This window comes from Nocardia spongicola (assembly GCF_047200775.1).
Classification (GTDB): Bacteria; Actinomycetota; Actinomycetes; order Mycobacteriales; family Mycobacteriaceae; genus Nocardia.
In genome coordinates, this window is the sequence record NZ_JBJZOO010000003.1 from 458,243 (window position 1) to 478,150 (window position 19,908).

Genomic DNA, 19,908 nt, shown 5'->3' on the forward strand with positions numbered 1-19,908 from the left:
GGGCTGGTCTCCTAGTCGAGAAAGTTCTTGAGTTCGTGCACGAGCTTCTGGATGCGTCCGGAGATCACCGGGGTACCGAGGTTTTTGAACCGCTCGCGAAACCACGGGTTGACGCTCTGGTGGCCAGAGCTGTTCACCGAGCCGACCGGGATGAGCTTCACCCCGGAGCGGTGCACCGCTTCCATCGACTCGAACAGTGGCTGCGAGCGGTCGAACTCGTAGAAGTCCGAAATCCACACCAGTACGGTGTTCTTCGGGTCGGTGATCTTGGGTTGGGCCATGGCCATGGCGACCGGGCCGTCGTTGCCGCCGCCGAGATTGGTACGCAACAGTACCTCGAACGGGTCGTGTACCCATGGGGTGAGGTCGAGAGCGCGGGTGTCGTAGGCGATGAGATGGACATCCACCTTGGGCAGGCCCGCGAAGATCGACGCCAGAATGGTGCAGTTCACCATGGAATCGACCATGGAGCCGGACTGGTCCACCACCACGATCATGCGGGCGGGGACGGTGCGCTTGGCGGTTTGGCGATAGTAGAGCCGGTCGACGTAGAGGCGCTCGTTCTCGGGATTCCAGTTGGGCAGGTTCTTCCAGATGGTCCGGTCCACGTCCAGGTTGCGCAAGATACGCTTGGGCGGGACCGAGCGGTCGACGGTGCCGACGCTGGTCTGCTGCACCTGGGTGCGCAGAACTTCGGCGACCTCGTCGATATAGCGGCGAATGAGGCGTTTGGCGTTGGCCAGCGCCACACCGGACAGATTGTGCTTATCACGCAACAGCTGTTCGATGAGTGACATGCTCGGGGTGAGCTGGGCGGCCAGATGCGGATCGGCCAGCACTTCGCGTAGCCGCATACGGGATACTAGTTCGCCTTCCAGCCCGGTGAGCACTCCTTGTACGCTGCCCGCCTGCTCTTCGCCCAGGCAGCGGCGCAGCCACTGCGCATCGGACTGCCAGCCCGCCAGCTGCGTGGCGCTGACTTGGCCGGAGCCGGTGGCGAAGACATTCGACAGCAGCTTGGAAACCAATGCGGCGGTGCGGACATCGGCCGCGCAGATGGGTTGGGGCGCCTCCGCCGTGGTGTCGTTCTCTACTGCGGAGTTCTCGACCCTTGGCTCCTCGGTCTCGGCGAAGTCGAGGCTTTCGAACTCCGCCTTCATCTCCGGATAGCGTTGCGTCACAGTGTCGATGGTGATGCCAGGATCGAGCACGGCCAGCGGTAACCCGAGATCGTCGACGATGTCCGCGCTCGCCTGTTCCAGCGTCGGTTGCTGATCTCCGGTGAAGACACCGGCAAGTAGACGCCAGTACAGGATCTGGCGTCGCGTCTCGTGATTTGTCATTTTCGCAATAACCGTCCCGCGCGTTCACGAAGCACTGCCACGGCATCGCCCGATTTGGCCTGTGCTTTGGCGACTTTCGGATCGGTCGGCCCGAGCGCCCAATCACCGTTGTGGAAGGCGGTGAGTGCGCTCTTGACCTTGCGCTGCACGGCCAGCGGTCGCACCGACCAGCCGCAGGTTTCCCAGCGCAGCAATCCGATCATGGTGGCGGAGCCGGTCACTCCGGCCGGAGTGAGTGGTCCGGCGGACGGCAGTGCGTCCACTTCCACCCGAATCCGCTGCTCACCCAACTCCAGCACGCCGTCGCGGAATCGGTACCCCTCGAGTAATACCGGTTCGGCGATGTGCACCGGATCGCGATCCAGTGGCGCGACGGCGGCGGCCTGCGCCTTCGGCAGTTGCACGGTCGCGGTGACGAACGGATCGGCGGCCTCCCCTGCCTTCGCCCTATCGTCATCCCACAGTAGGTCGCCGGTCGCCGTCAGCGGCATCTCGGTGAGCTCAAGCACGCGTCGCTCGGCTAGCGCGGTGAGCAATTGCTGATGCGTACTCAGCAGCTGCCATACCGCCGGTCCCACAATGGTGTCCACTTTGGCCGCAGCCACAGAAACCCGAACCAAGCGGGTCGGTGCACCCGCTGCTTCCAGTACCGCGTGCACCTGTGCCTGCACGGCAGTCCCGTGCTCGTGCACGTCCACACCCAGCGGCAGCAGGCGACCCGATACCGGCTCGTCGGCCGCGGATTCCGCACCACGCCAGGACAGCAGCAGAGCGCGCGTCCACAGATCGGCCCAGCGCCGCGCGGGCACCCGATCCATGGTGGCGATCGGTACGCAAGCACCCAGTTCGGCGGTGAAGCCGTCCAGCAGTGTCGCCAGCCGCCGCAGCGCGGGTTCGGCGAGCAGCGTTTCCACGGTGCGATCCGCGGCCGCCACCAGGTCGTGGTCCACGCCGCGCCATCCGGCGATGGCCAGTTCGCCCAGCCAGGCGCGGGAACCCGCCGCAAGTGGGTTCGGCGCGGCGGCATCCGGCGTGGCCGTCCATTCGGATCGGTTGCGGCCCATTGCCGTATCGGCTTGGTCGAGCAGTGCGTCGTGCACCGCGCCGAGCAAGGCGGCGCGCGCGGCGGCCAGCGCCGACAGCTCATCCGTGCCGATCGCCCCCGTGCTCACTTTCGACACCGCCGCTGCCACCGTCTCGGCCAGCGGCGAACCCGCCATGGCTCCGGCCAGCGCCGCCAGCGCCGCGCTCTGTGGTTCCGAAACCCGGGCCAAGCCGTTGACCAGCGCGGCATCGAAACCGCTCACCGTGTCCATGGCCGCAGCGACGCCTGCGGGCGCCTCAGCCAGCGCGGCCAGTTGTACAGCCTGCATCAGCGACCCACCCCCGCCGGGAACCAGTGCAGTTCCGGAATCGGCGTCGTACTACCCGGCAGCTCCAAGTAGGTCAGATGCCGCAGGAACCGGCTGAACACGGCGGCGGCCGGGGCTGGATCGCGAGTTCCTTCCAGACAGTTCGCGAGCCGGTCGCCCTCGGGGACCTCGACCCGAAGGAACCGCGCCACCCGGTCCTGCCCGTACTGGAGCGCAGCTTCATTGATGAGCGCGTCCAGATGCTTGCAGATCCACCCCTGGTTCAATCCGCCGCATGGCCGATTGTTGTTGGTGCTACAGCTCAGCCCGTGCGTCCCCGCGGTCACCGACGCCACGTACACGCGTGAGATATCGGAGCCACTCGACACCACACCCTGCAGGCGTCCGTCGGCCAGTTCCACGAACGGCACCTTGTTCAGTTTGCGCGGTGCGACGGCGGGGACAACCCGCACGACAGCAGCGCTTTCCCAAGCCGGTTCCTCCGGCGTGGCACTCGGATTCGAGGCCATCGTTCTCCCTCCCGGTCGATCACGATGCGCTCAAGGTATGTGAGGGCACCGACAAGTACCGCCCCGACCAGACCGAACGACGCGAGTATCAGCCAGTGCTTCGTACACTGCCGAGTGGGCGTGACGGGGAAGGATTCGGCCGATCGGTGATGACGAGAAGGGCCAGGTCAACCCGGAATTACTGCATAACGTGTGCGCGTTCTGCCGCTGTATACGTGCGCGTTTTGCCGCTGGTCAGGTGCGTTTATTGTCGAGCTCGGATTCCTTTACCGCAGGCTGACGCCGTCCCGTGCCGAGGTCACTCCCGAGTGAGAGGTGCAGGCCGTATATTCTCAGGAACTTGCTGGTAGGGCCAAGAACGGGGAGGTCGATGATGACCGATATCGATCGGCTCCTCGAAAGGGAGCAGCGTCAGGTCGAGGAGTTCATCCGACTGTATAAAGTTCCAGACCTCGATCTACAGGTGATGATCAACCATCGGTGGAACGTCCAGGATCTTCTCGCGCATATTGTTGCCTGGCATGAGAGTTTCGCACTCAACCTGCGGCTGCTGGCGACAGGAGAGGAGCCGCAGCCGCCACGAGGAACTTTGCGTCAGGTGAACCGAGAAGGTGTTCTCGCGCTTCGCGATCAGAGCGTCGCCCAGCTCATACGACGGCTGCATCGAGCGCAACGTACGGTCGAGGCGCACATCCACGACGAGTCGATCACTCTCATTCCATACCGCAAGCCTGGCACGAGCTACACCCGTGCACAGCATCTCGATGTCGTGTGCGGGCATATCCACGACCACTTCTGGGAGGTTGTCGACATCTACGTCAAGGCCAAGAACTGAGGGCCGAGATGCGCAGTGGCCGAGTCGGTTCAGTCGTCGTACCGCCGCCTGTCGCGTGTATGTTTCGGTTTCCGCTTGTAGTCGCGGCCGGATGGCACCGGACGCGCCGCACTGGAGCGGCGCAGCTCATGCCGCCGCCGCCACGCAACCAGATCCGGGCGTTCCGTCGATTTGCTCGGTGGTGTCGGCATCTCGATCACCTCCTTTCTTTACGCGTGATGGGTGAGGCCAGAGCGTTCTGGCCGCAGTGGCAGCCCTTGCCGTAGTTCGGCGAGGCGGTGCAGAACTGGTCGGCCCGAACTGGCGAACAGTACGCCCGGTCGCTATCTCGGTGGTAGTGAATTTCTCTGATGCGGCATGCCGGAGAAATCCACTACCGAGACGCCGATCCGTCATACCTCCTGTGCCAGCCGCGGCCTGCCCTGACGTACCTGGCCCGCGAACCAGCCGGGCAGCCGCTCGGGGGTGCGGCACGCCGCGATCGGTTCTGCGTCGGGATGCTCGGTCAGGGCGCGCAATGCCTGGCCGCCGAGGAAGCCGGTGGCGAGGATTCGGGTGCGGTGTCGCGTGGTCATCAGGGATCCTCCTCGGAAACCCTGCCGTTCCCGGTGGGGAGGAAAAGGCGGATGTGTTGTGTGCGTTGCATAGCAATACCTTTCGATATGATCGAAAGGTATTGGCGAAGTGGTGCGCTACAACTACCAGCTACGGCCTGATCTGATCGCTGTGGAGGATTTCGCGCCGCGGTTCTTGGCGAAGTCCACGATGGCGTGTAAGGCGGCCGATGCCGCGATCGGTGCGGCGAAGCGTGCGCTGCTCGAGCGTGCCGGGCGGAAGGTGGTTGTGGTTCGGCCCGCGTATACGACGATGACGTGTAGTGCGTGTTTCGCGAGAGCCGAGCGGCTCGCACTGCGCGAACGTGACTTCGCGTGTGCCTGGTGTGGTTATACCGATAGCAGGGACCGCAACGCCGCCAAGACGATCTCGGCTGTGGCAGAACGGGGCCACATCAGTGTCGAGGACGTAAGACAAACGGATCGCCTCCTGCGGGTGTGTGATCAGGTTGCGGTCCGAGCTGGGAATTTCCCGCCTTCAGGCGGGAGAACCGTTGACTTTCGATGGTAAGCCGTTAGTGGACCGAATGGTCCAGTAGTGGTCTGGTGAACGTCCTCGACCAGAGTGCTGAGCCGACTCGGTTGTGGTGGCGGGCACTGACCACGACATACGGAGAGATGGCGTGCGAATGCATCAGGGAGGTCAGGCTGTGCTCTCCCTGCGGGCGGGCCTTGTTATTTGCCGGTCGGTGATTCGCGGGTCGGTAGCGGTGCGAACTGTTGGATGAAACGTAAGGCGATATCGCAGATTTCGCGCCAGCCGGAATCGATGGTCAGTGAGTGGCCGCGACGGGGCATCTCGATGATCTCGGTGATGGCGTACTCGTTGCGCAGCTGTTTCTGGTAGGCGGCATTGGCGATCGCCCAGGGGACGGCGTTGTCCTTCTCTCCGGAGATGATCAGTAGCGGGCCACGTCGTGGACAGGTGCTGTCCACCTTGGTCTCGCTCCACGGATTCAGATTGGCTACGGCCGTCTGGAACAGCGGGGCACCGGGAGCGGGTACGGCGAAGGTCTGGTACAGCTGTTCGGCCTCGTCCTCATCGACTGCATTGGTGAAGGAGAACCGGAACTGTTCGGAGGTGAGTGGCACCGCGCGGTGCCGGTTGGCCGGGTTGCTCAATACCGGTGCGGCCGCTCGCAGGGTGGACGCCGGTAGCGGTAGCACCCCCTGGAACGGCGCCGGTGCGATGGCCACGGTCGCGGCGGACAGCCCGCGCCCGGCGAGGATCTGCGCGACCAGGCCACCGAAGGAATGACCGATGATCACCGGTAGGCGGGGGAGCCTGCCGATCAGTGTCTCCAGGTGTTCGGTGACCTGGCCTACGGTCTTGTCGGCGAGCGGTTCCGGATGTGCCTTCGCCTCGGCGACGGTATCGGGATCGTCGGGCCAGCCGGGGAGTACGGGGATGAACCCGGCGGCGCGGAAGACCTCCGCCCACCGTTCCCAGCTGGACGGCAGCAACCACAGCCCGTGCACGAAGATCGCCGGTGTCCGGTCGGTTCGGGAAGCCTGGTCGATCTGCTGGAGATCGTGTTCACTGAACATCGCCGGTATTCCTTTCGGTGCGACCACTACGCCGGAACGTAGCGCCTGGGCGATGGAGCCGAGCTCTTCGGCGGCGTGCACGTGATGGTGAGTCGCCCTCGTGTCGTGGTTCTCCGCAAAGCCACCATGTCATTGCCGCACCCGAGGTGCAGCGATATGACATCACCGCTGATCAGGTCGATTTCTTGAGTGTGTGGCAATTCTATAGCGAATTATGTGGCCGCACGCTTCCTTTCGGCGAAGATGTTGGCATTGTGCCAATACCCTGCCGGGAATGCTGCCAGGCGCTTACACTTCGGTGCGGTTCAGTGTGGTGGCTGTGGCAAAGATGTGAACATGCCTTACCGCTGATGCCGGAAAGGTATACAGCATGAGCGGTCAAGCCCGGAGGCGGCAGCGGAGCGTGGCCATGGAGGGCTCCGCTCATGCGGGAAAGGGATACAGCATGAGCGGTCAAGCCCGGAGGCGGCAGCGGAGCGTGGCCATGGAGGGCTCCGCTCATGCGGAAAGGGATACAGCATGAACGACGTCGAGACCCCTCCGTTCAAGGACATCTTCAACGGGGCACTGGAAACCACGGTGCCTATCGCGCACAAGATGGGTGTGCAGGCAGTGCAGGTGCGGCCGGGGTTCGCGGCCACCTCGGTGCCCGCTGAGGGCAACGGCAACCACTTCGGTGTGATGTACGCGGGCGTGCTGTTCACCGTCGCCGAAGTCCTCGGCGGTGCGCTTGCGATCGCAAGCTTCGATCTCTCGCTCTTCTATCCGCTGGTGAAGGATCTGCGTATCGGCTTCCGTAAGCCGGCCAAGACGGAAGTGCGGGCGGAAGCGACGTTATCGGAGGAGGAGATCGCGCGGATCACCGCGGAGGCGAGCGCGAACGGCAAGGCCGACTTCGTTTTGCGGGCGGTGGTCACCGACGCCGAGGGCGTGGTGGTCGCCGAGACCGAGGGGCTCTACCAGCTCCGAGCACACGGCAGGTAGCGCCCCTCGTCACCTCATCGGCAGCTCAGGCCTGCGCAGGTGTGCAGTTCGGCGAGTCGTGCGTCCAGTGTGGCAATCGTGTCGGCGTGTTCGGCACGTCCCTCTGGCGTCTTGATCAGGTTCGTCAGCTGATACGGGTCGTTGTGCAGGTCGTAGAGCTCGTATTCGCGGTGCTCGAGCGGCCGTTCGCGTTCGTACCACCGGACGTAGAGGTAACGCTCGTTGCGTACCGCACTCCAGGACGGCATGTCCACGGCGTAGAAGTAGGGTGTTCGGCCCGGAACCTGCTCCTGCCACACACCGTTTTCCCCGGTGTAGCCCGCGCCGCCGTATTCGGCGGTGAAATCGGTGCGCCAGCCGCTGCGGTCACCGGAGAGGGGGCCGGTCAGTGGCCGGCCGTCCATGGTGTCGGGTACGGGAACTCCTGCCCAGGACAGAATGGTCGGTGCCAGGTCGATCGAGAGTGCCATGGCGTCGGTCGAGCCCTTGCCGATACCTGGACCAGCGATGGTCAACGGGACCCGCATCGACTCTTCATAGGGCGACATCTTCTGGGTGAGCCGATGCGCGCCGAGGTTGTATCCGTTGTCCGAGGTAAAGATCAGGTAGGTGTTGTCGAGTTCGCCGGTGCGCGCGAGCGTATCGACGATATCGGCCACCATTTCGTCCAGCGCCAGCAGCGAGCCGATCCTGGCGGTGTAGTCGAGGTTGTTCGTCGCGTCGATGAACGCCCGCCGTTCCTCGGCGGTGTCGATGAGCCAGGTGGGTTTATCGGAGACATCCGCCTCCTGATAGTTGGGGGATTGTGGCGCGGCGGTGGGCTGGGTCTGCGCCAGGTGGCGCGGCGCGGGTGGGATCGGGAAGTGCGGGGCCGTCGGAACGGCGTACCAGAAGAAGGGTTTGCCCGAGTCGGAGGATTCGGTGATGAATTTCGTCGTCTTGTGCCGGATGACGTCGGTCTGATAATCCTCCGGCGCGACACCGTAGTGCACCATGGTGCCGTTTTCGTTCAGGGTGTAGTTGTAACCGGCGTAGAGGAAGCGGTCCACCCCCGCGTTCCAGTCGTCCCAACCCGGTGGAATGTGGGTGGGATCCTCTTCCAGGCCGTTGAGGTACTTGCCCGCCATACCGGTGCGGTATCCAGCATCGTGCAGATAGGTGGCGATGGTGTGCTGCTCGTTGCCGTTCTCGCGGAAGGCGTCGAGGCCACCGACCTCACCCGCGTTGGTGAGCACCCCGGTGTTGTGACCGTACTTTCCGGTCAAGATGGAGGAGCGGGCCGCGCAGCAGATCGGCATGGGGGCGAAGCCCTCGGTGAAATCCATACCGCGGTCACGGATCAGTTGGGCGGTCTGCGGCATTGCCTCCCACACCGGCGTGGCTGTCGCATCCAGATCGTCGGTGAGGATCATCACGATGTTCGGTCGTTGATCCGCGCTGTCCGCCGGTTGGGCGGTCGCCGCCGCGAGACTGGCCGACAAAGCCAGTGCCACCGTCGCGGCGGCCAGCAGAGATCGGCGCAAGGAGCGAGAAGGTCTCAATGCATCATCCTTGGTTCGGTTCGTGCAGTAGATCGCGTCGAACCTAGGGTGTGGTTCTTGCCTTCAGGAACAGCCGCGCCGAATCCTCATAGTCTCCATAGCGGTCTGCCAATGGGATCTCAGTGATCCAGCGCATGGTTTTTGCGGTGACCTCGGTCACATGCAGGAGCGGTAACTGAAATTTGTATATTCGTGGTTTACCGCGAGCTACCAGTGGGAACACTGGGGAGTCCGGAAAACTCTCGACTATCAATTCAGCTGGCTTCGCGTTATTCGACAGTGATATGTAGTTATTCTTCCGCTACCGTGGTCCTCGGCTCGGATACAGTCCGAGACCGAGACCGAGCTCGGATCGTTGAACGCCGGAAACCCTGTCCCGCGATTCGAGTATCCCCGATCTTCCCGGGGGCAGGGGTATGCGGCAGACTTCGCCGATCCGGTGGGCGCGGGCAGGAATCCCTATGTCGAAAAACCGTAAGTTCAGCATGCGTATCCTCGGCTTCACCGCGGCTATCGGTGCTTTCGTCGCCGTTCCGTTCGGCCTGACCACCGCTACCGCTTCCGCGGCGGGGCACGACTGGGACGCCGTCGCGGCGTGTGAGAGCAGTGGTAACTGGAACACTGAAACCGGTAACGGGTTCTCGGGTGGTCTGCAGTTCACTCAGAGCACCTGGGAAGCCAACGGCGGTGCGGGCAGCCCTGCTGCCGCCAGTCGTGAAGAGCAGATCCGCGTGGCGGAGAATGTGCTCGCGACCCAGGGGCCGGGCGCCTGGCCTGTATGTGGCGCATATCTCTGATGTGTCACCGGCGCCTATTCGAATAATCCGGTACGTGTCGGGATATTTATCGACAGCGATACCGCTACCCGTATAGGCGCCTACTCGCTTGATATGCACTTAATATGTAGTCGAATTATTCGAGTGGAATTCGGTGACATTGTCCGATTATTCGGAATAGAACTTTATGCCGGATTCTCCGGTCGGCGGGCCGGGCAACGGTGCTCGGGTCGTCGTATCGGCCGCTCGGAGATCATGCCGCTCGGCGCGGAGTAGCGCTGGGTAGCTTGGGCGATCGCCCGATCGGGAAAATCTTCTGTGCGCCTCGTGTTACGCGGGGTAGGTGCGGGTTTCGGTGGCTTTGACCGCGGCCCATAGCCGCATTCCCGGTCGTATGCGCAGTTCGGCGACGGTGGCCGGGGTGATATCGGCGAGTACGGAAGGCACGCCGTCGAGGCGGATTCGGATGGTATGGGCATGTTGTTCGATTCCGGTGACGGTGACCGGCCAGGTATTACGTGGGCTACCGGTAGGTGGTGTCGGGTGCAGGCCGACCGCGCTCGGTGCGAAGGTGAGGTGCACCGGACCGTGGCCTGGTTCGGCCACGGTGAAGACACCTCCATCAGTGAGGTCGATACAGGTGCCGTTGGCGGTGCCGCGATAGAAGTTGAGGCCGACCAGGTCGGCGACATAACCGGAGCGCGGATGCCGGGCGACCTCAGCGGGCGGGCCCTGCTGAACCACAGTGCCATGCTCGATGATCACCAAGCGGTCGGCGAGCACCATCGCATCGAGCGGATCATGGGTGACCAGCACGGTACGCCCGGTGTAGTCGCCGAGATGGCAGGCGAGATCCGAGCGAACCCGTACTCGCGTGCTCGCATCGAGTGCGGCCAGAGGTTCGTCGAGTAACAGCAGCGCCGGGTCGGTAGCGAGTGCCCTGGCGAGTGCGACCCGCTGCCGCTGGCCACCGGACAGTGCGTGTGGTTTGGCGCCCGCGTGTTCCGTGAGGCCTACCCGGTCCAGCCAGTGCGCGGCATCGGCCCTGGCGGCCGCCCGCCGCTGCCCACGGGCCCGCAAGCCGAACGCGATATTGTCCAGTGCGTTCAAGTGGGCGAACAGTAGATAGTCCTGAAAAACCACGCCGACCCGCCGCCGGTCGGCGGGTACGAATACAGTCGGTGGCGCGTCCAAGATATCGTCGCCGAGCCGGATCTCGCCGCCGGTGAGCGGCGTCAGTCCGGCCAAGGTGCGCAATGCCGTGGTCTTACCCGCCCCATTGGGTCCGAGCAGGGCGATCACCTCGCCGGGAGCCACGGTCAAGGGGATATCGATCCGGAACTGCCCTCGCTGGGCCAGTAGATGCGCGTCCAGGGTCATACGGCACCGCGCATCCAGCGTTCGCGCAATGCGACGAGTACCGCCACCGAAACGCCGAGAAGCAGCAGACTCAATACGATCGCGTCTTCCGGATCGGTCTGCAGGGCCAGGTAGACCGACAAAGGCATGGTGGTGGTCCGGCCGGGGAAGTTGCCCGCGAAGGTGATGGTGGCGCCGAACTCGCCGAGCGCCCGTGCCCAGCACAGCACCGCACCCGCGACGATACCGGGCATAACCGACGGTAGCGTGACTCGTCGGAAGGTCAGCCAGCGCGATGCGCCGAGGGTCGCGGCCGCCTCCTCGAATCGTGGATCCGCCGCGCGCAGCGCACCCTCTACCGAGATCACCAGAAACGGCATCGCCACGAACGCTTCCGCGACCACTACGCCTGCCGTGCTGAACGGCAAGGCGATGCCGAACCATTCGTAGAGATACTGGCCGATCAGCCCGCGGCGGCCGAGCACAAGGAGCAGGGCGACGCCGCCGACCACCGGAGGTAATACCAGCGGAACGGTGACCAGCGCCCGGATGACTCGCTGTCCCGGCACCGCGCCGCGCGCGAGCAGCCAGGCCAGTGGAACGCCCAATACCAGGCAGAGCACTGTCGCCAGGCTTGCGCACAGTAGGGAAAGGCGCAACGCTTGACCGACTTCGGCGGTCAACAGCCGGTCGGGCAGCGTGCGCCATGGCGCACGCAGCAGTAGGCCGAGCAGCGGGACCGTCAGGAATGCCAGTGCGCACATCGCGGGCAGCACCAGAACCAGCGGTCGGCGGCCCAAAGGTGTTCGCCGTGCTGCCGACCGGTTCACGGTGTGTCGAATCCCGCCTCCGCGAATACCGCCCTGGCCTGATCGGACCGCACGAATGCGACGAACGCGGCCGCTGCCGCGGCATTCGGCGCATGGGCCAGCGGCGCCACTGGATAGTCGTTGACCGCGAGGGCGGCCTCGGGAAAGGTGATGCCCTCCACGTGGTCGCCACCCGCTTGCACGTCGGTGCGATAGACCAGGGCGGCATCGACCTCGCCGAGTTCCACTTTGGTCAGCACCGCCTTCACATCGGCCTCGCGAGTATCTGGCTCCGGGCCGATACCTGCCGCCTGGAACACCGTCGCAGCGGCTGTTCCGCACGGCACCTGCTCGGCGCACAATGCGATCCGGAGCTCGGGCCTGCGGAAGTCGGCCAACCCGGTAACCTGCCCTGGGTTGCCTTCCGGCACCACGATCTGCAGCCGGTTGCGTGCGAAGGTGGCCGGTGTGGCGGTGACCTCGCCTTTGTCGATGACCTGCTGCATGTTCTTGCTCGCGGCCGAAGCGAAGACATCCGCGGGGGCGCCTCGGGTGATCTGCTCGGCGAGGGTGGAACTTCCACCGAAGCTGTACACCACCCGTACTCCAGGGTGTGCGGCCTCGAACCGGGTGCGGAGTTCGGTGAACGTCTCGGTCAGTGATGCGGCGGCGAATACCGTGACGGTGCCACCGACCTCACCCGATCCCGTCTTGTACTCCGCAGCGCAGCCCGCTGCCGCGACCAGGACGACTCCGGCAACAGCCGAGATGCTCAGTATTCGCATCATCGTCTTCCCGGTAGCGTCGCTGCCTGGCTGATCCGCATATCCGACATGCACAGCAGTGTATTTCCGTCGCTGGGGGAAGTATGCGGACCGGGTAGGTAGTGCGCGCTGATCAGGCCTGGTTATTACCGGCTAACCGGTCGGGGTACAGGCGTTGGATGGTCAGCGCCGCGGCGAGTAGTCGCGAATCGTGCGGATCGGTGGGATTGACGCCGGTGAGTTCGGCGACCCGGCGCAGGCGGTAGCTGAACGTATTGGGGTGTACATGGATTTCGGCGGCGGCGGCCTTACGATCGGAGCCATGGCGCAGGTGTGCGTCGAGTGCCTCTAGTAAGTGCGGACTGTCCAGAATCGGGGAGATGCGCTCCGCCAGCCGAACACGGGCGATGCCTGGGCGGGTGAGCTGATACTCCAGTAGTAGGTCGTCGAGCCGGTAGACGCCCGTCGGCCTGCCGAGCATCCGGGCGAGTTCGGCGAGCTCGGTGGCTTCCTTCGCGGTCTGTGCGATGACTTCCCTTCGGATGCAAGGATATTCGGCGAGGAATACCGGTACGCCGAAGCGTTCGGTCAGTTCCGCTGCCAGTTCGGAGGCCAGTTGTGCGTGGCGGGTATCGCCGAGTTCGTTCTCGGTGTCGGTCGGTAGCGAGGTGGCCGGTAGCAACGCGATGCCGGTCCAGCCGTCGAAAGTGGCCAGTGTCGTGGTGCCTGCCAGGGTGTCCAATGTGCGCTGCAGGATACGGATGCGGCGTCTGCTGATGAGCGTCGCGACCGTGCTCGGCTGGTCGTCGTGCTGGATGTGGATCGCGAGCACGGTGTAGCGCTCGGCCAGGGTGGTGTCCGCTCGGGCCGCTAGTTCCGAGGCGGGTAAGCCGTGCAACAGCGCCGAGCACAGGGTGCGGCGCGCTTCGCGTTCGGCGTGGTAGATGGACTGTTCGACTTCGGCGTAGGTCTCGACGACGGTGATGTTGATCTGCATCAGCAGATCGAGCAGATGTCTGCCGACGTGGACGAGGTCGTCGAGTTCCGTATGGTTGGCCACTGCCGCGGCCTCCTGTAGCACCGACTGCGCGGAACCGTGGATGGCCTTGATCAGTGCGGGCAGCGGAAACCGATCCTCGGCATGTCGCTCGGCTACCGGGGCGACGAACGTCACGACTTCGGCCTTGGTGAAGCTGCGCTGTTCGGCGATGGCCTGGAGTACCGCGCGGCCGCAGGCATAGATCGCGGGCAGTACCTCGGGGGTGAAGTGACCCTCCGGTAGATCGGCGGCTGGTGGAGTGGTACCGAGTCCCGCGACGAACATGCGCTCGGCGATCTGTGGCCAGCGAGCGAGCAAACGATCGACCAAGGGGGCTTCTCCGGCCACAGCGGACAACGCGACAGACATGAGCTGATTGTTTCCAATCACAGAACTCGCGGCAAGATCATGCGCTCCGTATCAACTATTTTGTCTCGAGTAACAAGACAACTATGGCAATCTTCTCTCTGCAGTGCAGTGACATCAACCTCGCGTGCTCCTCAGTCCGAGGGATGGTAGGCGGGCGAGCACAGTTCTCCTGGCACGCATAGCTGGATACGGCCGGACATCGCTCTGCCGCACTGTCTCTGCTGAATCACTTATGCGGCACGTTTTCCGCTGTCTGTCGGCATATCCGATCGAACCGGTTGTCCGGCAACGGGGAATGTCATACGGTTCTGTGTCTATCGGTGATATCGGGGTGGCGGCATCGTGCGAATGGTGTTGTCCGAGCGGGGGCTTCTTCGAGCGGTGTTGTCACTGCACTGACAGGAGAAAACACGACCACCCAATTGGTAGCCGGGACAGTTCTTTTCCTGTCGCGATATTGATTGGCTGGACTACAGGTACTCGTCGCCGCGTGCGGAGCCGTCGTGCCGGAAGCCACGGTGGTGTCATCGGAAAGGAATGCATCGGATGAGTGCGCAGCCCGAGTGGGATGGCCGCGCGGTGTCTGCGGATCCGCTGTCGTTCTCTCAGCGGCCCATTCCACCGGAAGACGATCCGTTCTACTTTCCACCGCCGGCGATCGCGCACTTGCCCGCAGGTGCGGTCCTCCGTTTCCGTAGAGTGCGGATCGGTTTCTTCGGACTTGTTCCCCAACGTTTTTCGGCGTGGCAGCTGCTCTATCGCACCTGTGATCTCGATGGTGTGCCCGAGGTGGCGGTGACTACTGTGCTGCTGCCATGGGACACCGAGGCAGGGGACACCGAGCCTGCCCGGCAGCGCCCGCTGGTCTCCTTTCATTGCGCGATCGACGCGGTCGCCTCGAAATGCCTGCCCTCCTACGCCTTGCGGCGAGGTGCGCGGGCGATGGGGTCGATTCCGCAGATCGAGCTACCGTTGATCGTCAATGCTCTGGCCAAGGGCTGGGCGGTATCGGTCCCGGATCACGGGGGAACTGCCGGGCGGTTCGGGGTCGCCAGGGAGCCGGGGTATCGAGCGCTCGATGCCGTTCGTGCCTGTCTCGCTTTCGCCCCACTCGGGCTGACGGCGACAGCGCCTATCGCGCTGTGGGGTTATTCGGGTGGTGGATTGGCCACGGCCTGGGCGGCGGAAATGGCCGCCGAGTACGCACCCGAGCTGAATATCGTCGGTGCGGTCGCCGGGTCGCCGGTCGGCAATCCGGCCGCGGCGTTCGTTCGGCTCAACGGCACGGTGTTCGCTGGATTCGCCGCCGTTTTCACCGCGGGGCTGCGACGCGGGTATCCGGAACTGGATCGTCTGCTGCGTGCGCAGCTGGACGCCAGGTACCTGGGTTGGCTGGCAGTGGCCGAGACAACCGCGACGTTCCCGCTCCTGTACCGCTTCTCCCGGCGCGATATCGGCAAACACAGCCGAGCCGGTCTCGGCGCCCTGCTCGACCACCCGGTGTTGCGGCGCGTTCTCGACGACATCCATCCCGGCCATCAGGCTCCCGCCATGCCCATGTTGGTGGTGCAGGGTGTGTACGACGAGGTGATCGCGGTCGAGGATATCGATGCCCACGTCGCGCGCTATGTCGAAGCAGGCGGCCATGTGCGCTATCTGCGTGATCGGTTCAGCACCCATCTGCTGCTGCAATTCCTGGCGCTGCCGGTCATGATCGACTGGCTCGCGGCACGCTTCGATGGTCACGAATTGCCCCCGGCAGGCACCGAAACGGTATGGTCGCTTGCTTTCGTCAAAGCGGCGCTGCCCGGCCATCTGCGCTCCTGCGCTCTGCTCGTCCGAATGGGGTTCGGTCTGCCCATTCGCGTATCCCGCCCTCTGGTAACGCCGGATTCCGGCCTGCGCCGCAGATCCCTTCTTTCGGTGGCGCGCACGCTGTTGTCCTGATTCGTTCTGCTGCGGATACGGTGCGGTCCACGGATGGCCGTATTGGTTGCTGTAAATTGACTAATCCCCTGATAGGTATCGCTGACTTCATCTATCAGCAGTTCAGGGTAGAATTATTATGGCGTACTCTCGTTTGCTGAACGGATAACTTGGTATTTCTCTCTATCGTGCCGACCCCGGATCCGAGAACCGGAGGTGCGACGAATCGAGGTCCGTGGACGGGCTGGAGAGGACGTGCGCGTGACCGATCGGACACCCGAGAGTTTTCCGCTGCGACGTTCCGTGGCAGCCTCCGCTATGGGCAATGCCACCGAGTGGTTCGATTACGGTGTCTACGCCGCCACCGCGACCTATCTCACCCACGCCTTCTTTCCCGGCGCATTGGGCACGCTCGGCACCATGCTCGGATTCGCCGTCTCGTTCGTGCTCCGGCCGCTCGGCGGGATGGTGTGGGGGCCGCTCGGCGACCGGATCGGCCGCAAGGCCGTATTGGCCGCCACGATTCTGCTCATGGCCGCCGCCACCGGCGCTATCGGCCTGCTGCCGACGCATGCGAGCGCCGGTGTGCTCGCGCCGATCCTGCTCATTGTTCTCCGGGTGGTGCAAGGGTTCTCGGCCGGTGGTGAATACGGTGGCGCCGCAACGTATCTGGCCGAGTGCGCAGATGACCGTAAACGGGGGTTCATCGGCAGCTTCCTGGAGTTCGGCACGCTCGCAGGCTTTGTCGGCGGTTCCGCGACAGTGCTGGTTTGCCAACTCGCGCTCGGTTCAGCGGGTATGGACGAGTGGGGCTGGCGCATTCCATTCCTGATGGCCGTCCCGCTCGGTGCGATCGGCTGGTATCTGCGCGGGAAGCTGGACGAGAGCCCCGTATTCAGCGAAGTCGCCGAACGGGAGCGCCCACCGGGTGGCCTGCGCGCGCTGTCGACCACCTATCGGCGGGAACTGCTCACTCTCGCGGGGCTGGTTGTCGCGCTCAATGTGGTGAACTACACCTTATTGACTTACCAGCCCACCTATCTGCAGAACACGATCGGCATGGGTGAGTCGGCCACCACCGCGATGATGTTGACAGGGCAGTTGGCGATGATGCTGGTGCTGCCGTTTTTCGGCCGGTTGTCCGACCGGGTCGGACGCCGTCCGCTGTGGTTGTTCTCGCTGGTGAGTCTCGCGGTGCTCGCGGTGCCGATGTACTGGTTGATGGGCCGGGGTACCGCGTGGGCGATCATCGGCTTCATTGTGCTCGGTCTGTGCTATGTACCGCAGCTGTCCACCATCAGCTCCACTTTTCCCGCTATCTTCCCGACCCATGTCCGTTACGCGGGCTTCGCCTTGGCCTACAACATCTCCACCGCTGTCTTCGGTGGCACCGCGCCGTTGGTCAACGAGGCTGTGATCGAAGCGACCGGCTGGGCTCTGTTCCCCGCCGTCTACATGGTCGGCGCCGCTTTGATCGGCCTGGTCGCCTGGAACTTCCTGCGTGAAACGGCGGGAACTTCCCTGCGCGGTACCGCGGTCCCGGATGCGGGCGAGCTGTCCCGAAGTTTCTCGCTCATTCCTTGGCGGAATGCTCCGCTCGCGGATGGACCCTCCCGGTAGTCCGATTGTGCTCACCGCGGGACGTTTTATTCAGTTGAACCGAATGGTGGAAAGCATCTTCCGGGTGAGAGTCTCCGGATCGGCATCAGTAGCCAGCGCCGAATTGCGCAGGGCCCCTTCGCGCCACAGCGCGGCGAAGCCGTGTGCCAGTGACCACGCGGCCAGTTGTGTCGCCTGACGGTATGTTGTGCTGCGCCCTGGCTGGATCGCCGAGACGCCGGAGCGTAGCGCGATACTCGAACGTTCCCGCGCTGCCCGCAGTGTGGGGTCGTCGGGGTGCAGTAGCTCGCTGCGGAACATCACGTCGAAGTGTCCGGGATGTTGCTGGGCGAAGAGAACATAGGCCACCGCGACCTCTCGGAAGTCTCCGGTGGCTTGCTCGAGCCGTTCGGCCAGAAGTTCGAAGCCCTCAGCGGCCAGTGCGGTGAGCAGGCCGGCTCGATCGCCGAAGTGGTGCGCGGGCGCGGCATGCGAGACGCCCGCTCGCCGAGCCACATTGCGCAACGAGAGGGCGTTGACCCCGTTGTCGGCGATCTGCTCGGCGGCCACGGTCAGGAGTGTTGCGCGGAGATCGCCGTGGTGATAGCTGTCCTTCGCCATATGTCGATGGTGACCGATTATCTAGACATTGACAAGTTCAAGGGGCGAGCTTAATCTTTCCGCTGTCAAGATTAGCGTGCGATTTGCAGGAGTCTCGATGGCACCGCTGGTTGTTCTCGTCGTTGTCACCGCAATCGCCCGGCTTATCGGCGGGCTCGGCGTCGACCTGCTCGATTCGTGGGCGCACGCCACCGCCCTCGGGCTGGCTGCCATGTTTGTTCTCACGGCGAGCGCGCATTTCGTTCAGCCGCGCCGCGCTGCCCTCATCGCTATGGTCCCACCACGGTTGCCTAATCCGCCCGCACTGGTGACGCTGACCGGTGTGCTGGAGCTGGTGGGTGCGGTCGGCTTGCTCATCCCAGCGACCACCGACCTGGCCGCGGCCTGTCTGATCGCGCTACTGGCGGTGATGTTCCCGGCGAATATCCGCGCCGCTCGCGCCGACCTGGGTATCAAGACGATGCCCCTGCCGCTGCGGGCGCTTGTGCAAGTCGTCTTCATCGCGGCCTGCACGGTCGTCCTCCTCGGCTGAGCATCATGAACGGCCCGCTCATGTACTGGAATGTCATGTGTGAGCGGGCTGTTGGCCACACAAGAGTTCAGCGTGCGCACAGTGCCTTCGCGATGGCGCGGCACAGGAGTGGCCGCGCTGGATCGTCGGTCCGATTCGCCGGAACAGTTCGTCGGCGTCGTCGCTGATTACCGTTCTTGCCGCGAGGAATGAGCGTCCGGCATGCGGTGGGGGCGACAAGGCGATGGCATAGCCGGAGCGGTCGGTGCGTAGGATCTTCTTTTCGACTCCGTCGTGGTGCCCGCCGGTTTGTTGCCGCGCAAGCGCGACACGGGTGTTGCGCAACGGTTCGGTATCGCCAGAGGCGATACCGTGAACAAAGAACATGCTCGCGTATATCAGCTCGTAACCCTTGATGAGCAGGAGAACGTGATGACTGATCTGCAACCGTTCTATCAGCAAGTACAGGCACATTACGATCTGTCCAACGAGTTCTACGAACTGTTTCTCGACCCATCGATGACCTACAGTTGCGCCTACTTCGAGCGTATGGATATGACCTTGGAGCAAGCGCAGCGCGCCAAGATCGATTTGGCGCTGGGGAAACTCGATCTATGGCCGGGAATGACTCTGCTCGATGTCGGGTGCGGATGGGGTTCCACGATGCTGCGCGCCGTCACGGAGTACGGGGTCAAGGTCATCGGGCTCACGCTCAGCAGTAAGCAGTACGACTATGTCCAAGAGCTGATCGACCGGGAAAATCTCACTGGTGTCGAGGTCAGGCAGCAGGGCTGGGAGGAATACGACGACGATGCCGACCGGATCGTGAGTATCGGTGCGTTCGAGCACTTCCGGCGGGAGCGCTACTCGGCGTTCTTCGAGTGGTGTCGCCGTGTACTGCCATCGGACGGCCGGATGCTCTTGCACACCATCATCGGCTACACGCTCAAAGACATGCACCGCATGAATGTTCCGGTCAGTCGTGACGACGCGCTGTTCCAAATTTTCATCAAACGGGAGATCTTCCCCGGCGGGCAGCTGCCGCATCTCGCCGAGATCACCCGGCTGGCCGGAAAAGCTGGGCTCGGTACGGAGCGTATCCAGCAGCTGCGCCCGCATTACGCGCGCACACTCGATTGCTGGGCCGCGGCACTGCGGTCACATCGCGCGGAGGCGATCGCCCTGGCGTCCGAGGAAGTCTACGACCGCTATCAGAAGTATCTGACCGGTTGTGCTGAGCAATTCCGCGCAGGCCGTATCAATGTCGTGCAGTTCACCATGGTGAAGTGAGCGCGGGAGGAGCGATAGGAGCGTTCATGCGCACGGAGGAACGCTCGAGTGCCCGGCTCCGATAGCAAACCTGCCAGACACCTGGCCCAACGAGATCG

The 19,908-nt window shown here is 63.9% G+C and carries 20 protein-coding genes; 8 read left to right on the forward strand and 12 right to left on the reverse strand.

Going from position 1 to position 19,908, the window contains the following annotated elements:
- Positions 1–11: 11 nt before the first annotated feature.
- The 3 genes from ACL02S_RS09975 to ACL02S_RS09985 are packed head-to-tail and all read right to left on the reverse strand — an operon-like array spanning position 12 to position 3,225.
- The gene (locus tag ACL02S_RS09975; RefSeq protein ID WP_412802032.1) at positions 12–1,343 is read right to left on the reverse strand and encodes a vWA domain-containing protein; all 1,332 of its coding nucleotides are present in this window, start codon (positions 1,341–1,343) and stop codon (positions 12–14) included.
- Positions 1,340–2,716 carry a hypothetical protein gene (locus ACL02S_RS09980; protein ID WP_412802033.1) on the reverse strand — a complete coding sequence of 459 codons (1,377 nt, stop codon included), beginning with the start codon at positions 2,714–2,716 and terminating at the stop codon, positions 1,340–1,342. The genes ACL02S_RS09975 and ACL02S_RS09980 overlap by 4 nt, the downstream gene beginning before the upstream one ends.
- Positions 2,716–3,225 carry a hypothetical protein gene (locus ACL02S_RS09985; protein ID WP_412802034.1) on the reverse strand — a complete coding sequence of 170 codons (510 nt, stop codon included), beginning with the start codon at positions 3,223–3,225 and terminating at the stop codon, positions 2,716–2,718. Before ACL02S_RS09985 ends, ACL02S_RS09980 begins: the two co-directional genes overlap by 1 nt.
- 373 nt (positions 3,226–3,598) lie before the next feature.
- Here ACL02S_RS09985 and ACL02S_RS09990 point away from each other — a divergent pair, with 373 nt between their 5' ends.
- Positions 3,599–4,060 (forward strand): DinB family protein, encoded by a 462-nt coding sequence (locus tag ACL02S_RS09990; RefSeq protein ID WP_412802035.1) that lies wholly within the window; start codon positions 3,599–3,601, stop codon positions 4,058–4,060.
- A 392-nt stretch (positions 4,061–4,452) separates the two neighbouring features.
- Here ACL02S_RS09990 and ACL02S_RS09995 read toward each other — a convergent pair whose 3' ends face one another.
- Positions 4,453–4,635 (reverse strand): hypothetical protein, encoded by a 183-nt coding sequence (locus ACL02S_RS09995; protein WP_412802036.1) that lies wholly within the window; start codon positions 4,633–4,635, stop codon positions 4,453–4,455.
- A gap of 190 nt (positions 4,636–4,825) precedes the next feature.
- Here ACL02S_RS09995 and ACL02S_RS10000 point away from each other — a divergent pair, with 190 nt between their 5' ends.
- Positions 4,826–5,185, forward strand: coding sequence for a zinc ribbon domain-containing protein (locus ACL02S_RS10000; protein WP_412802102.1), 360 nt, complete (start codon positions 4,826–4,828; stop codon positions 5,183–5,185).
- A gap of 164 nt (positions 5,186–5,349) precedes the next feature.
- On the opposite strand, the gene ACL02S_RS10005 is transcribed toward ACL02S_RS10000, so the two are convergent.
- Positions 5,350–6,303 carry an alpha/beta hydrolase gene (locus ACL02S_RS10005; RefSeq protein WP_412802037.1) on the reverse strand — a complete coding sequence of 318 codons (954 nt, stop codon included), beginning with the start codon at positions 6,301–6,303 and terminating at the stop codon, positions 5,350–5,352.
- 438 nt (positions 6,304–6,741) lie between these two features.
- On the opposite strand from ACL02S_RS10005, the gene ACL02S_RS10010 reads away from it, so the two are divergent.
- Positions 6,742–7,206: a YiiD C-terminal domain-containing protein gene (locus ACL02S_RS10010; RefSeq protein WP_412802038.1), complete on the forward strand. Its 465-nt coding sequence runs from the start codon at positions 6,742–6,744 to the stop codon at positions 7,204–7,206.
- A 14-nt stretch (positions 7,207–7,220) separates the two neighbouring features.
- Here the strand turns inward: ACL02S_RS10010 and ACL02S_RS10015 are convergent, their stop codons facing one another.
- Positions 7,221–8,747, reverse strand: a complete 1,527-nt coding sequence (locus ACL02S_RS10015; protein ID WP_412802039.1) for a sulfatase family protein — start codon at positions 8,745–8,747, stop codon at positions 7,221–7,223.
- A gap of 461 nt (positions 8,748–9,208) precedes the next feature.
- Between ACL02S_RS10015 and ACL02S_RS10020 the strand changes: the two genes are divergently transcribed.
- The gene (locus ACL02S_RS10020; RefSeq protein ID WP_412802040.1) at positions 9,209–9,544 is read left to right on the forward strand and encodes a transglycosylase family protein; all 336 of its coding nucleotides are present in this window, start codon (positions 9,209–9,211) and stop codon (positions 9,542–9,544) included.
- A 309-nt stretch (positions 9,545–9,853) separates the two neighbouring features.
- Here ACL02S_RS10020 and ACL02S_RS10025 read toward each other — a convergent pair whose 3' ends face one another.
- The 4 genes from ACL02S_RS10025 to ACL02S_RS10040 all read right to left on the reverse strand — a co-directional run bounded on the left by ACL02S_RS10025 (position 9,854) and on the right by ACL02S_RS10040 (position 13,863).
- Positions 9,854–10,903: an ABC transporter ATP-binding protein gene (locus ACL02S_RS10025; RefSeq protein WP_412802041.1), complete on the reverse strand. Its 1,050-nt coding sequence runs from the start codon at positions 10,901–10,903 to the stop codon at positions 9,854–9,856.
- Complete coding sequence (modB, locus tag ACL02S_RS10030; RefSeq protein WP_412802103.1) at positions 10,900–11,646, reverse strand: molybdate ABC transporter permease subunit; 747 nt, start codon at positions 11,644–11,646, stop codon at positions 10,900–10,902. Before modB ends, ACL02S_RS10025 begins: the two co-directional genes overlap by 4 nt.
- A 62-nt stretch (positions 11,647–11,708) precedes the next feature.
- Positions 11,709–12,476, reverse strand: coding sequence for a molybdate ABC transporter substrate-binding protein (gene modA, locus ACL02S_RS10035; RefSeq protein WP_412802042.1), 768 nt, complete (start codon positions 12,474–12,476; stop codon positions 11,709–11,711).
- 112 nt (positions 12,477–12,588) lie between these two features.
- Positions 12,589–13,863: a PucR family transcriptional regulator gene (locus tag ACL02S_RS10040; protein ID WP_412802043.1), complete on the reverse strand. Its 1,275-nt coding sequence runs from the start codon at positions 13,861–13,863 to the stop codon at positions 12,589–12,591.
- A 546-nt stretch (positions 13,864–14,409) separates the two neighbouring features.
- Here ACL02S_RS10040 and ACL02S_RS10045 point away from each other — a divergent pair.
- A complete protein-coding gene (locus ACL02S_RS10045) occupies positions 14,410–15,810 on the forward strand; it encodes a lipase family protein (protein ID WP_412802044.1) in 1,401 nt (466 codons plus the stop codon).
- Between the two features lie 297 nt (positions 15,811–16,107).
- The gene (locus ACL02S_RS10050; protein WP_412802104.1) at positions 16,108–17,409 is read left to right on the forward strand and encodes an MFS transporter; all 1,302 of its coding nucleotides are present in this window, start codon (positions 16,108–16,110) and stop codon (positions 17,407–17,409) included.
- 30 nt (positions 17,410–17,439) lie between these two features.
- Here ACL02S_RS10050 and ACL02S_RS10055 read toward each other — a convergent pair whose 3' ends face one another.
- On the reverse strand, positions 17,440–18,009 hold the full coding sequence (locus ACL02S_RS10055) for a TetR/AcrR family transcriptional regulator (protein ID WP_412802045.1): 570 nt from the start codon (positions 18,007–18,009) through the stop codon (positions 17,440–17,442).
- 97 nt (positions 18,010–18,106) lie between these two features.
- Here ACL02S_RS10055 and ACL02S_RS10060 point away from each other — a divergent pair, with 97 nt between their 5' ends.
- Positions 18,107–18,541: a DoxX family protein gene (locus ACL02S_RS10060; RefSeq protein WP_412802046.1), complete on the forward strand. Its 435-nt coding sequence runs from the start codon at positions 18,107–18,109 to the stop codon at positions 18,539–18,541.
- Positions 18,542–18,574: 33 nt separating this feature from the next.
- Here ACL02S_RS10060 and ACL02S_RS10065 read toward each other — a convergent pair whose 3' ends face one another.
- Complete coding sequence (locus tag ACL02S_RS10065; RefSeq protein ID WP_412802047.1) at positions 18,575–18,982, reverse strand: hypothetical protein; 408 nt, start codon at positions 18,980–18,982, stop codon at positions 18,575–18,577.
- On the opposite strand from ACL02S_RS10065, the gene ACL02S_RS10070 reads away from it, so the two are divergent.
- The gene (locus ACL02S_RS10070; RefSeq protein ID WP_412802048.1) at positions 18,953–19,810 is read left to right on the forward strand and encodes a cyclopropane mycolic acid synthase family methyltransferase; all 858 of its coding nucleotides are present in this window, start codon (positions 18,953–18,955) and stop codon (positions 19,808–19,810) included. The two genes, ACL02S_RS10065 and ACL02S_RS10070, sit on opposite strands and share 30 nt — an antisense overlap.
- Positions 19,811–19,908: the final 98 nt, after the last annotated feature.

Coding starts and splice junctions, on each gene's coding strand:
- ACL02S_RS09995 (WP_412802036.1), bottom strand. CDS start 4,635: ATGACCACGCGACACCGCACCCGAATCCTCGCCACCGGCTTCCTCGGC.
- modA (WP_412802042.1), bottom strand. CDS start 12,476: ATGCGAATACTGAGCATCTCGGCTGTTGCCGGAGTCGTCCTGGTCGCG.
- ACL02S_RS09980 (WP_412802033.1), bottom strand. CDS start 2,716: ATGCAGGCTGTACAACTGGCCGCGCTGGCTGAGGCGCCCGCAGGCGTC.
- ACL02S_RS10000 (WP_412802102.1), top strand. CDS start 4,826: ATGGCGTGTAAGGCGGCCGATGCCGCGATCGGTGCGGCGAAGCGTGCG.
- ACL02S_RS10050 (WP_412802104.1), top strand. CDS start 16,108: ATGGGCAATGCCACCGAGTGGTTCGATTACGGTGTCTACGCCGCCACC.
- ACL02S_RS10055 (WP_412802045.1), bottom strand. CDS start 18,009: ATGGCGAAGGACAGCTATCACCACGGCGATCTCCGCGCAACACTCCTG.
- modB (WP_412802103.1), bottom strand. CDS start 11,646: ATGTGCGCACTGGCATTCCTGACGGTCCCGCTGCTCGGCCTACTGCTG.
- ACL02S_RS10025 (WP_412802041.1), bottom strand. CDS start 10,903: ATGACCCTGGACGCGCATCTACTGGCCCAGCGAGGGCAGTTCCGGATC.
- ACL02S_RS10010 (WP_412802038.1), top strand. CDS start 6,742: ATGAACGACGTCGAGACCCCTCCGTTCAAGGACATCTTCAACGGGGCA.
- ACL02S_RS10070 (WP_412802048.1), top strand. CDS start 18,953: ATGACTGATCTGCAACCGTTCTATCAGCAAGTACAGGCACATTACGAT.
- ACL02S_RS10060 (WP_412802046.1), top strand. CDS start 18,107: ATGGCACCGCTGGTTGTTCTCGTCGTTGTCACCGCAATCGCCCGGCTT.
- ACL02S_RS10045 (WP_412802044.1), top strand. CDS start 14,410: ATGAGTGCGCAGCCCGAGTGGGATGGCCGCGCGGTGTCTGCGGATCCG.
- ACL02S_RS09975 (WP_412802032.1), bottom strand. CDS start 1,343: ATGACAAATCACGAGACGCGACGCCAGATCCTGTACTGGCGTCTACTT.
- ACL02S_RS09990 (WP_412802035.1), top strand. CDS start 3,599: ATGACCGATATCGATCGGCTCCTCGAAAGGGAGCAGCGTCAGGTCGAG.
- ACL02S_RS10040 (WP_412802043.1), bottom strand. CDS start 13,863: ATGTCTGTCGCGTTGTCCGCTGTGGCCGGAGAAGCCCCCTTGGTCGAT.
- ACL02S_RS10020 (WP_412802040.1), top strand. CDS start 9,209: ATGTCGAAAAACCGTAAGTTCAGCATGCGTATCCTCGGCTTCACCGCG.
- ACL02S_RS09985 (WP_412802034.1), bottom strand. CDS start 3,225: ATGGCCTCGAATCCGAGTGCCACGCCGGAGGAACCGGCTTGGGAAAGC.